The sequence below is a fragment of the Sorangium sp. So ce834 genome (assembly GCF_051521425.1).
Lineage (GTDB): Bacteria > Myxococcota_A > Polyangia > Polyangiales > Polyangiaceae > Sorangium > Sorangium cellulosum_D.
The window spans coordinates 6213972-6226165 of sequence record NZ_CP150351.1; the positions used below are offsets into that span (position 1 = coordinate 6213972).

Annotated in this window: 7 protein-coding genes and 1 riboswitch; of the genes, 4 read left to right on the top strand and 3 right to left on the bottom strand. The window is 69.7% G+C overall.

Translation table 11 applies throughout. The features are described from left to right. Positions 1–324 precede the first annotated feature (324 nt). The 3 genes from WMF20_RS22505 to WMF20_RS22515 are packed head-to-tail and all read right to left on the bottom strand — an operon-like array spanning position 325 to position 1794. Positions 325–801, bottom strand: coding sequence for a hypothetical protein (locus WMF20_RS22505; protein WP_437616676.1), 477 nt, complete (start codon positions 799–801; stop codon positions 325–327). A gap of 28 nt (positions 802–829) precedes the next feature. Further along, a complete protein-coding gene (locus WMF20_RS22510; RefSeq protein ID WP_129576285.1) occupies positions 830–1177 on the bottom strand; it encodes a copper-binding protein in 348 nt (115 codons plus the stop codon). After that, positions 1174–1794, bottom strand: coding sequence for an SCO family protein (locus WMF20_RS22515; RefSeq protein ID WP_437616678.1), 621 nt, complete (start codon positions 1792–1794; stop codon positions 1174–1176). The genes WMF20_RS22510 and WMF20_RS22515 overlap by 4 nt, the downstream gene beginning before the upstream one ends. Positions 1795–1858: 64 nt before the next feature. On the opposite strand from WMF20_RS22515, the gene WMF20_RS22520 reads away from it, so the two are divergent. The 4 genes from WMF20_RS22520 (at position 1859) to WMF20_RS22535 (ending at position 12177) form a co-directional block, all read left to right on the top strand. Next, positions 1859–2668, top strand: coding sequence for a cytochrome c-type biogenesis protein (locus WMF20_RS22520; protein WP_437616680.1), 810 nt, complete (start codon positions 1859–1861; stop codon positions 2666–2668). A gap of 85 nt (positions 2669–2753) precedes the next feature. Beyond that, positions 2754–2961: riboswitch (cobalamin riboswitch) on the top strand. A 446-nt stretch (positions 2962–3407) separates the two neighbouring features. Further along, positions 3408–5702, top strand: a complete 2295-nt coding sequence (locus tag WMF20_RS22525; RefSeq protein WP_437617154.1) for a TonB-dependent receptor domain-containing protein — start codon at positions 3408–3410, stop codon at positions 5700–5702. A 44-nt stretch (positions 5703–5746) separates the two neighbouring features. Then, positions 5747–6997, top strand: coding sequence for a hypothetical protein (locus WMF20_RS22530; RefSeq protein WP_437616682.1), 1251 nt, complete (start codon positions 5747–5749; stop codon positions 6995–6997). Between the two features lie 41 nt (positions 6998–7038). Next, entirely contained in the window at positions 7039–12177 is a 5139-nt protein-coding gene (locus WMF20_RS22535) for an amino acid adenylation domain-containing protein (protein WP_437616684.1), read from the top strand. Positions 12178–12194 lie beyond the last annotated feature (17 nt).

Here is a 12194-nt window from a genome sequence, read left to right on the forward strand (position 1 = left end):
GGCAGCTCCGGCTTCCTCGGGGTCGACCTCGCGCGCTCCCTGAATGAGCGCGGACACGGGCTCGTGTCGCCAGCACGACGTTTTCTGCCATGGCAAACGTTCGTCAGCACGGCTCGACATGATCAACGTAGGCGGAAGCTTTGATGGCCCAAGAGCGTCTCTCCCCTGCGTCATCATGTCACATCGAGCCGACTTGACACGTCGCCCTATCGCCGTTTCACGGCAGAACGCGCGTATCCGCGCCGCTCCGTGGGCGGCGGCGCGCCTGGATGCATGTCCGGCACCGACCGTGCGGGGCCGAGGCGGCCCGCGGTCCGCGCCGACTCAGCGCCTCACGGAGCTGCCGCTGAGGAGCTGCTCGACCTCCGCTTCGTGCTCGGGGCACCCGCGGGCGAGGAGCACGATCATCGAGGAGCCGTCGTCTCGCGCCTCACGCGCGAGCACGAACTGGGCGGAGGTCTCGAGCCGCGCGCCGCGCGCGCTCGGGTCCTCCGGCGTCACGCGCACCCGCGCGGCCATCAGCAAACCCTCATGGAACTCGAAGCGCGCGGAGACGGGCGCCCTGGCGGGCGCCGCCTCGCCCCGCGACCACTCGATCGAAGGCCCGGCGCAGCCCGGGGTCTCGCTCCAGCGGCCGGCCAGCCCAGCGTCGAAGCGCCGGACGACCTCGCTCGCCGTCATCCCGAGCTCGATCCCGTGAACAGCGAAGGCGCCGGTCGCCGGCGGAGCGAAGGAGAGCGCCGTGAGGGTGACGATCCCCAGCCCCGCGGCGATGAACGCGGCGCCGAGCGAGCGGCCCACCAGCCACGCGCCCCGCCCTGCAGTCGGCTCACCTGCGCTTTTCGACCCGCGTAAGGACACGTCGCGCGTCCTCCGTCTCGTAGAAGTCGAAGGCGATGCGGTCGCCCACCTCGATGCCGTCGAGCTGCGACGGGCTCTGGGGCTCGAACGACATCGTCATCGCGCTCATGTAGCCCGGGATGTCGTCGTGCGCGATGTTGACGTAGGCGCGCCCCGGGCCGAGCGAGCGGACGGCGCCCGTCGCGTGGTGGACGCGCGGAGCGGCGGTGGACGCCTTCGAGCACGAGACCGTGAGGCTCGTCGCGATCGCCGCCCCGAGCAGCAGGGACCGCGCGAGATGAACGGCGCGGAGGCGAGAGCACATCGATCGATTCATGTCAGCTCCTTCGAGGCCAGTCGCTCCGCGTCGCGGACGAGCGCGTTCATTCGTTCTTCATCGCCGATCTGGTAGTAGCCACGGATACGGCCCTGCCCGTCGACCAGGACGAACCATTCCCCGTGCATGATCGCGCCGAGCCCGGCCGACGGGTCGGCTCGCTCGAAGCGCACCTTGAACCCCTTCACCACGACGCGGTTCAGCTCCTCGCTCCGGCCGGAGAGGAACGACCAGGCGCCGCGGCCGCTGCTGTAGCGCGCCGCGTACGAGCGCAGCACGTCGGGTGTATCGTTCTCCGGATCCAGCGTGATCGAGATCAGGTGGATGGGGAGCGCCTGTCCGCGCGCCTCGCTGCGTTGCGCGATCCGCTCCTGGAACGCGGCCATCTGCGCCGAGAGCCTCGGGCACGACACGGGACAGCTCGCATAGAAGAAGTCGACGATCAGCGTCTGCCCGCGCAGCGACTCCCGCGTGACGGGGCGGCCGTCCTGGTCCGTCATCGAGAACGCCGGCATCTCGCCGAGCACGGGCGGCGAGGCGGGCGCCTCGCGCGCGCGCGACACCGCGCCGAAGACGGCGAGCCCCGCGAGCGCAGTGACCCAGAGCCCGATCTGCACCGGCCGGAGCCGCCCGCGCCGGCGGGCCGGCGCTCCATCGCCGGCCGCTGATGACCCACGAGACGTGGAGCAGAGAACCTCGTTTGGCATGCGCGGGACATTACGTGTTGCGAGGTGGCGCGGGCAATGCGTCACGCTGTCGCATCCCCTCGAACGATGCAGCGGTATCCCGGCCTTTGGCGCGCCCATGGGGCGGCGCGGGGACGAGCGCGACATCGTGTCGCAGGGGCCCTTGCGGCCGGTCGCGCTAGCCTGTCTCGCCATGACCCAGCGAGAGCACGGCGCGTTGGAGGATGACCCGGCCCGTTCCCCTCACGGCGCGCGCGCGGTGAGCTCGCCCCTGCGTCTCCGGCCTCTGCGGAGCTCGCGCGGGCGCCGCGCGGCGGCGCTCGCCGCCGCCATCGCGGGCATCGCGCTCAGCGGCAGGGCCGAGCCGGCGACGCCCAGCGAGGCCGCGACCGAGCTCGTCGACTCGGCCCCCGCGCCCGGCGAGAAGGCGCTCGCGGCGCGCCTGCTCGCGCCTTGTTGCTGGAATCAGACGCTCGACGTGCACGAATCCGCGGTGGCGAGCGATCTTCGTCGCGAGATCCGCGCCCGCCTCCGCCGGGGAGAGGCGGCCGACTCCATCGAGCAGGACCTCGTGGCGCGTTATGGCGACCGCCTCCGCGCGGCGCCTTCGTCCGGCGTCCTCGGCAAGGTCGCGCTGGCATTGATGCTGGGCATCGCGGTGACCTTCCTCGGGGTCTTCGCCCTGCTGCGCTCGTGGAGGCGCGGCGCCGCGCAGCCCGCCCCGTCGAGCGGCGCCGTCGCGGCGGCCGTTCGCGACGAATATGACGAGCGCCTCGACGACGAGCTCCGGGCGCGCGACGCGTGAGCACACCCTCACTGGAAGGCGGTAGTCGCTCCCCTCGTCCGGCTCCCTGCGCAACATCTCGCTTGACCTGCGCCCCGCACCGCAATATGTAGTGCCTCGTGTTGGTGCCCTTGGCTTCGGCCAAGGGCTCAAAAGGGAACCCGGTGCGAATCCGGGGCTGCCCCGCAGCGGTAAGCGAGAACGATCTCCACGACGAGCACTGGCCTCCTGGCTGGGAAGCGGTGGACCGTAGGAACCCGGCGCCAGCCGGAACGCTCGCGAGCCCGAAGACCTGCCAACATCCTGCGTCGGGGAGACATCCCGCGCCGGTTTTGACCTGGAAGCCTCGAGGGAGGCGGGGAGGTCCGACTCGGCGTAGTCCTGCGCCCGGCTCGGCTCCGATCCCCTCCCGCGATGCCTCTCTTTCGCCCGCGGGGGAGAATGGTCTGTCCGAGCCTTTTTCAATGGCCCAGCGCATCCTACGCCGTCGGCAGGCCTCTCCTCCTCGCAGATTCAACGTCAGCGGCTCGATACCGCTCCAGACGAGGACGACAAACGAGGGGCGAATGCTCGCCAAGAATTTTCCGCCGACATGCAGGGGGTCGCCTGCGTATGCCGTGTGCGCCGGGGCAGCGAAGCTGAGCGCAGGCGCTCGAGCAGATTGGCCAGATTTGTCGCAGCCCCCGAGGAGCACCTCGCGTCCACGACCACGTGCGGATGGAGAGCCCTGCTCGAGGTGCGTCCATGTCCCTTGTTCAAGGTGAGCAGAGGATCACTTTGTTTCTTTTGTCTTGATTCGCAGCGCCCGCCGTGTCTGTTTCATTGCGTGTCACGTATGGAAGTGATCGTGCTACCGGCCCTTGCAAGAGGAACGCTCCGCCGCCGTGCATGCTTCTTGGTCGCCGCGTTGTCCTTCTCGTTGCCCTCTCGGCTCGCCGTGGCGCAGGTTGTGCCTCCACCCGAACCGGCCGGAGCCGTTGGCGACGCCGCGGCCCCAGTCGCTGCCGCTCCGATAGAGGTCACGGTGAGGGCGCGGAAGGGTGAGGTGCAGGAGCATCGAGAGTCCGCAGAGGCTGTCTCCATCCTGGAGCTCGCGCGCACGAAGCGGCGGGCGGCGGACATGGGCGACGTCATGAGCCAGGTTCAGGGCGTGAGCGTCGCTCGCGCGGGCGGCCTCGGCACCAGCGCGCGGTTCTCGCTCAACGGATTCTACAGCGATCAGATCCGCGTGTTTCTGGACGGTGTTCCGATCGAGCTCGCGGGGTTCGCCTCTGGGATCACCGGCGTGCCGGTCAACCTCGTCGAACGCATCGAGATCTACCGAGGGGTCGTCCCGATCCGCTTCGGCGCCGACACCCTCGGCGGCGCGGTCGACCTGGTCACCCCGAAGAGTTACTACGAAACGGGCGCTGATCTTTCGTACCAGGTCGGCTCGTTCGCCACCCACCGCGCGACCCTGGGTGCTCGTTACCGTCACGAGGAGAGCGGCTTCTTTGCTGCCGGGAACGCGTTCATCGACTCCGCGCGGAACGACTATCCCACCGACGTTGAGATCCCGGATGCAGGGACAGGACGCCCTCTGCGTGCGACCGTGCGCCGGGGGCATGACGCCTACGGTGCACGCGGCGCTTCGATCGACGTTGGACTCGTCGATCGTGCGTGGGTGAAGCGGCTGACGCTCCGCGCGTTCGCCTCTCAGTATGACAAGGAGCTCCAGCACAACGTGCTCATGACGACGCCGTACGGGGCGGTGACCTACGGCGAGGAGCTCTACGGGGCAACGCTCCGCTACGCACAGCCCGAGGCCCTGTGGCATGACCTCGACCTCGAGCTCCTCGCCAGCGGCTCGCGGCGGGTGATCGATTTCCAGGACACCTCCAGCGCCGTGTACGACTGGGACGGCCGCGTCGTGGGGGAGCGGCGCAGGCCGGGTGAGATCGACGGGCGGGCGCGGGACCAGACGATCTGGCAGGACAGCCTTCTCGGAAGGATACACGTCACATGGCAAGCAGGACCGCAGCGCGCCGTGCGGCTCAACGTCTCCCCGACCTTCGTCACGAGCGCCGGGGTGGAGCGCGCGAAGCTCGCGCCCGACGAAGCCGACCCGCTCGCGGCCCGCCGCGACCTGGTCAAGCTCGTGGGCGGCCTCGAGCTCGACGCGAGCTTCCTCGAGGACCGGCTGCAGAACGTCGCCTTCGTGAAAGGTTACCTGATGCACGCCGCGTCGGATCAGGTGCTCGCGGGCAATGCCCTCGTCCCTGTTGCCGTGGACGCGCTCCGGGCGGGAGCCGGCGACGGGGTGAGATTCCATCTGACCGACTGGCTCTACGCGAAGGTGTCGTACGAGGCAGCGACGCGCCTGCCGAGCGCCGACGAGATCTTCGGCAACGGCATCCTCATCCAGCCGAACCCCGAGCTCCGGCCGGAGACGAGTCACAATGGAAACCTCGGGCTCGGGCTCTCGCGCCGGAAGAAAGGTCTCGGATCGTTCAGCGGGGAGGTCAACGCCTTTGCTCGGTGGGCCGAGGACTTTGTCTACCTCCGTGGAGGCAACATGTACTTCCAGCACCGGAACGTGCAATCGGCGCGTGCGCTCGGGGCCGAAGGACAAGCGGCCTGGATGTCGCCTGGCTCCTACTTGAGCGTGGAGGTGAGCGCGACCTATCAGGACCTCCGCAACACCTCCACCGAGGGGGAATTCGCCGAGATGGCCGGGGACCGCATCCCGAACCTCCCCTGGCTGTTCGGGAGCGCGAGGGCGCGCGCCCAGCTGTCCTCTGTCGCGACGCCAGGCGATCAGCTCGCCTTGGGCTGGACGACCCGCTACACGCACGAGTTCTTCCGGTTCTGGGAGAGCATCGCGCGTCGCGAGGACAAGCCTGTGATCGAAGCGCAATTCCTTCATGCAGCTGATCTGACGTACGTGGTCCATGGCGCGACGACGGTCAGCTCGACGTTGGAAGTGCAGAACATCACGGACGCGAAGGCGCACGATTTCTACGGCGTTCAGAAGCCGGGGCGCGCAGTTTATTTCAAGGGAATGATCGAGCTTTGACGCCTGGCCCGCAGGAGACCATGCGTTGGATGACGGAGAGAACCATGCGAACGTTCGACTCGCCCAGAACAGGCTGTATCGAGGCGACGCTTGCGGCGCTCTCGCTCGCCGCAAGCGTCGCCGGTTGCGGGAGCGACGAGCAGCAGCACGGCAGCGCGGGCGCGTTCCCGAGCGGCCCGCTCTACGCGATGACGACGATGCTCCAGGTGGGGCAGGACGCGACGTCGCTGCTTGTCCTGACGCCCTCCCTCGATGACGGCCAGACCATCGACTACGCGCAGGCCGTCGAGATCCCCGACCAGGCGCACCTCTTCGGGATCGAGGGTGGAACGAGCGTCTATGCCCTCTTGCTGCAGACCCCGCAGCTCACGCGTTATGATCTCGATCCGTCGGGCAGGCTCGAGGCAGCGCAGGAGCTCCGCTTCGATCGCTTCGGCGTCGCCGGGGGTGCATCGACGCGATCGGTGCACTTCGTCTCCGAGAGGAAGGCTTACCTGCTCGACGACACATCGCTCCAGGCGATCGCGTGGGACCCCGAAGAGATGGTGATCAAGAAGGCCATCGACCTCGGAGGGCTGAAGCGCGAGGGGTGGATCCCCTATTTCGACTACCTCCCCAAGCGCAGGGGTAACCAGCTCGTCGTCATCGCGCTCTACTACGACCAGAACTTCAGCAAGATCCTCCCCGAGACGTCGGCGGCCCTCATCGACGTCGAGACGGACAAGGTTACCTACGTGCACGACGAGCGCTGCGGTGGCGTGTCGAACTCGACGATCGCACCCTCGGGCGACCTCTACCTGGGGAGCGATCCCTACAACGCGGCGGTGAACGTCATCGGCGGGGATGCAGCCAGCAAGACAGGCTGCCTGATCCGCATGCGCGCGGGCGAGGATACGTTCGATCCGGATTTCTTCGTCAATGTCTCGGACCTCACGGGGGGCTTCCCCGGCGGCGGCATCGTACCCGGCCCGGGCAGCACGGCGTACCTGCGCGCTTACGACGAGAGCTTGTTCGCCGTCTCCCCGGCGACGGATGCGCTGTCGCTCTACGCCGCCGCCGCATGGCGCTGGTGGAAGATCGACCTCGAGTCGATCACGACCGCCGCGACGGTCGCAGAGGGCGTCCCGCCTAGCTCGGGGGTGGTGAAGTACCTGCTCGCGGACAGCCATGCCTTCGCGACCGATTCGAGCGCGGACTACAGCAACACGACGTTGCAAGACATGACCGCCGAATCGGATCCCGTGAAGGGGATCCTGGTCAAGGGACTTGTGACAGGCCTCGTGCGCGCGCGCTGAGCCGCGGGACGCCTACCATGAAGGGGAAAACGGGTGATCCCATGATCACAGGCTCGTCACACCCGAGCGGCGCCGGCGCCGGCGCGGCGGCGGACGCGGGGCTGCTCCACCTGCTCGTCGAGCAGAGCGCTCGCCGCCACGCGGACAAGCTGGCGCTCATCGATCGCCGCAAGGCCTACTCCTATCGTGAGCTCCTGGAGCGCGCCTCCGAGCTCGCACGAAGGCTGCGCAGCCGCGGCGTGCGGCCAGGGAGCTTCGTGGCCGTCTGCTGTACACCAGGCCCGGAGATGGTGGTGGCCCAGCTAGCCGTGATGCTCGCCGGCGGCGCCTACCTGCCGCTGGATCCGCGGTATCCGCGGCAACGGCTGTCCTTCATGATCGAGGACGCAGGCGCCGAGATCCTGCTCGCGGACGGCGCCGGCGCAGGGATCGAGGCCAAGGTCGTCTTGCGGATCGACCGGCCCGACGGCGAAGAGAGGTGCGTGAAGGAGGCCGCGGCGCCGGAAGCACGGGACCGATGGCAACCGCCCGCCGCGGGCGACCTGGCTTACCTCATCTACACGTCGGGATCGACCGGCGAGCCCAAGGGGGTGATGATCGAGCACCGCGCGATCGTCAACTATGTCCTCTGGGATATCGCGACGTTCGGGCTCGGTCCGCGTGATCGGGTGAGCCAGGTCATCGCGCCCTCCTTCGACATGAGCGTCTGGGAGATCTGGCCGACGCTCGTGAGCGGAGCGAGCCTGCATTTCGCCGACCGCGCCGACTATGGCAGGCCGGGCGCTCTCTATCGCTGGATGGCGGAGGAGGCGATCACCCACTGCATCTTGCCGACGCCGCTCGCCGAGACGCTCCTTCGAGAGCCCCTGCCGCCGGCGCTCTCCGTGGAGAAGATGCTGGTGGCAGGCGATCGCCTGCGTACGTATCCGCCCCCGGAGCTGCCGTTCGAGGTCCATAACCTGTACGGGCCCACCGAGGCGACGATCATCGCGACCTGGGGCAGGGTGCCGGCGGCGCCGGGCGACGACCAGCGACCTCCCCACATCGGGAGGCCGATCGCGAACGTGCATGTCCATCTCCTCGATGAGACACTCCAGCCGGTGCCTCCGGGCGCCGTGGGAGAGCTGTACATCGGGGGCGCCGGGGTCGCGCGGGGGTATCACAACCGGCCTGAGCTCACCCGGTCCCGGTTCATCCGCGACCCGTTCGACGCGAGCGCCGCAGGCGACAGCCGTCCGCCGGGGCCGCCGGAGGGGGGACGCCTCTACCGCACCGGCGATCTCGCGCGTCTCCGGCCCGACGGGAACATCGACTTCCTCGGGCGCATCGATCACCAGGTCAAGCTGCGCGGGCACCGGATCGAGCTCGGCGACATCGAGGCCAATATCGCCGCTCACCCGCGCCTGAAGACGGCCTTCGCGGTGCTCCACGCCTCGTCCGCAGGCGAGCGGATCGTCGCCTATGCGGTCCCGGTGAGCGCCGAGGATCCACCTGCCGAGGAGGAGATCCTGGCGTTCACGGCGGAGCGGCTCCCGGCGTACATGACGCCGAGCCAGCTGATCCTGCTGCGCGAGCTGCCGCTCACGCTGAACGGCAAGATCGATCGAGGCCGGCTGCCGTCCCCGGACGCAGGCAGGACGGGGGCGGCAGCGGAGAGCGCGTCGTTCGCCGGCAGCATGGCGCTCCTCTGGGCGAGGGCGCTCGGCGTCGCGTCGGTCGGTGAGGAAGACAGCTTCTTCGCCCTGGGGGGCCACTCCATCGCGGCGCTCTCGGTCCTCGCCGAGGTCGAGCGCGCCTTCGCGGTCCGCGCGAGCCTCACCGACCTCGTCGAGGCGCCCACGCTCGCGTCGTTCTGCCGGCGGATCGAGCAGCGGTATCTCCGGACGGAGGCGCTCGGCGTGCGTTCCCTCCCGCGAGCCCTCGCGCGGCCGGCCGAGGCGCACGAGCCCTTCCCGCTCACCGACGTGCAGCACGCCTACTGGCTGGGGCGCCACGAGATCTTCGAGCTCGGCGGCGTATCCGCGCACCTCTACTTCGAGCTGGAGGGGACGTTCGATGTGGCGCGCCTCGAGCATGCGTGGCGCAGGGTCGTGGCGCACCATCCGATGCTCCGCGCGGTCATCCGCTCGGACGGCCGTCAGGAGGTCCTGGAGGACGTTCCGCCCTACGAGATCGCTGCGTACGACCTCCGCGACGCGAGCCCCGGCGAGGTGGGCGCCCACATCGAGCGCATCCGCGGCGAGCTGTCCCATCAGGTGCGCCCCGCCGAGCAATGGCCGCTGTTCGATCTCCGGGTGACGCGGCTCCCCGGCGGCGCGCAGCGGCTCCACCTGAGCTTCGACGCCCTCATCCTGGACGCGCAGAGCCTGCTCCGCGTCGTGGAGGAGTGGCACCGCCTCTACGAGGATCCGGGTCGGCGCCTCCTGCCGAGCGCCGCGTCCTTCCGGGACTACGTGGTCGCGCTCCACGAGCTCAAGCGCACCGAGGCGTACGCCGCATCCGCCGCCTACTGGCGAGAGCGCGCCGCCTCCTTGCCGCCCGGGCCCGAGCTGCCGCTCGCGGTCGATCCGCGGACCGTCCAGCGACCGAGGTTTCGACGCCGTCGCTTCGAGCTCGCGCCCGAAGATTGGCTCTCGCTCCGGCGGAGAGCCAACGATGCCGGGCTCACCGAGGCCGCGACCCTGCTCAGCGTCTATGCCGAGGTCCTCTCCGCATGGAGCAAGTCGCCTCGTTACTGCCTCAACCTGACGCTCTTCAACCGACTTCCGCTCTGCGACGACATGGAGCACATCGTTGGCGACTTCACGTCGGTGACGCTGCTCGAGGTCGATCATCACGGGGGCCGGAGCTTCCTCGAGCGCGCGCAGGCCCTTCAGCGACAGCTCTGGAAGGACCTCGATCACCGGCTCTACAGCGGCGTCGAGGTGCTCCGCGACTGCGCGAGCCGTCGCGAGCGGGTCTTCGCGCCGGTCGTGTTCACGAGCGAGCTCGGGTTCGAGGCGCTCGGGCGAGATGCTGCGGCGATCGAGCGGTTCGGCCGGGAGGTCGAGGCGATCACGCAGACGCCGCAGGTGTGGATCGATCTCCAGGTCGTGGACCGCGGCGGCCGGCTCGTCGCGTACTGGGACGCCGTCGAAGAGCTGTTCCCGCCGGGCGTCCTGGACGCCATGTTCGAGGCGTTCTGCGGCGCGATCGAGCGGCTCGCGCGAGAGGACGACGCCTGGAGACAAGCGGCCTGGGTGCCAGGCGCTCCGCCCACGGCCGTGCCGGAGGTCGTCCGGTCCTGCGGGCCCGAGGCGCTGCTCCACGACGCGTTCGTGACCTGGGCTGCGAGGGCGCCGGAGCGCGTCGCGGTCGTCGCGAGCGAGCGCGAGCTGCGCTATGGCGAGCTGCTCGGGCTGGCGCGCGGGGTCGCGGCCGCCATCGCCAGCGAGCGCGACGACGGCGAGCTCGTCGGCGTCGTCCTGCCGAAAGGATGGCAGCAGGTCGTCGCGGTGCTCGGCGCCTCGATCGCGGGCCGGGCCTATGTCCCGCTCGACGCGTCGCTCCCCCCCGAGCGGCGCTTCGCGCTCATGCGTCAGGCGGGCATCCGCACCGTGCTGACGCTCCCTCGTTTCTCGCGCGAGCCCTCGTGGCCCGCCGGGACGCGCTGCATCGGGATCGACGAGCGCGAGCTGTCGCGCCAGGTCACCGCTGTCCCGCCGCGGCGGGATCCGCGCTCACCCGCTTACGTCATCTACACATCCGGCTCGACAGGGGTCCCCAAGGGCGTCGTGATCGAGCACCGGAGCGCGGTCAACACCGTGGAGGACATCAACGATCGCTTCGGCGTCGGACCGGAGGATCGCGTCTTCGGCATCTCATCGCTCGGCTTCGATCTGTCGGTCTACGACGTCTTCGGCCCGCTCAGCCGCGGCGGTGCCGTCGTGCTGCCGGACGAGGAGAAGCTGAGGGATCCGAGCCATTTTCGGCAATGCCTCTCGGAGCACGGGGTCACCGTCTGGAACTCCGTCCCATCGCTCGCGGGCCTCGTGGTGGAGACGGCCGACGATGCCGCGGCGGCGCGCGCGCTCGGCTCCTTGCGGCTCATCCTGATGAGCGGCGACTGGATCCCGGTCGACCTGCCGGCGCGCATCCGCCGCCTGAATCCGCGCGCCCGGATCGTCAGCCTCGGCGGCGCCACCGAGGCGTCGATCTGGTCGATTCACCACGTCATCGGCGAGGTCGACCCGTCGTGGCGCAGCATCCCGTACGGCCGGGCCCTCGCTCACCAGAGCGTCGAGGTGCTGGACGCCCAGCTCCGGAGGCGTCCCACGTGGGCTGTCGGGGAGCTGTTCATCGGGGGAGTCGGCGTCGCGCGGGGCTACCTGAACGACCCGGAGCGCACCGCGGCGTCGTTCATCGTCCACCCCGTGACCGGCGAGCGCCTCTACCGCACAGGCGACCTCGGACGCACGCTCCCGAACGGCGAGATCGAGTTCCTCGGCCGTCAGGATCAGCAGGTCAAGATCAACGGCTACCGTGTCGAGCTCGGCGAGATCGAGGCGGTGCTGCAGCGCTGTCCCGGCGTCAGGGCCTGCGCGGTCGCCGCCCCCGAGGCGGCGCGCGGACGGCGGCTCGTCGCCGGCGTGGTGCTCGAGGAGGCGGCCGTCGGTACGGGCGAACTCCGGGCGCACCTCGCGCGCCATCTGCCCGAGTACATGGTCCCGTCGTCGCTGCGCATCGTGCGCGAGCTGCCGCTCACGTCGAACGGCAAGGTCGATCGGCCTGCTCTCGCCCGCCTGTGCAGCGCACCCGACGCAGCGTTGCCGGCGGCGCAGCCGCAGGACGAGATGGAGACGGCCATCCGCGGCGTCTTCAGCGAGGTGCTCGGCCGGCCGGAAGCATCGATTGACGTTACCCGGAACTTCTTCGACATCGGCGGCGATTCTGTCTCGGCGATCCATGTGCTGACCCGGCTCGAAGCGCGCTTCGGCGTCGAGCTCCCGATCGTCGCCGTCTTCGCGCACCCGACGGTGCGCGCCATCGCAGATTACATCCGCAAGGCAGCGGCGCCGGGCGGCGGGGCGATGGACGCGGCGCCGGCTGGAGTCGGGACTCAGCCTTCGCAGGTCCCTCCGGAGGAACGGGCCCAGCGCCGCCGCGCGGCGGCGGTGCGCCTCCGGCGTCGGGGGACCTGAGGGATGACCAGCTCAAG

What these genes read in the sequence shown, in the direction of transcription:
- WMF20_RS22510 (WP_129576285.1), bottom strand. Translation starts at nt 1,177, where the DNA reads ATGAATCGATCGATGTGCTCTCGCCTCCGCGCCGTTCATCTCGCGCGG.
- WMF20_RS22530 (WP_437616682.1), top strand. Translation starts at nt 5,747, where the DNA reads ATGCGAACGTTCGACTCGCCCAGAACAGGCTGTATCGAGGCGACGCTT.
- WMF20_RS22535 (WP_437616684.1), top strand. Translation starts at nt 7,039, where the DNA reads ATGATCACAGGCTCGTCACACCCGAGCGGCGCCGGCGCCGGCGCGGCG.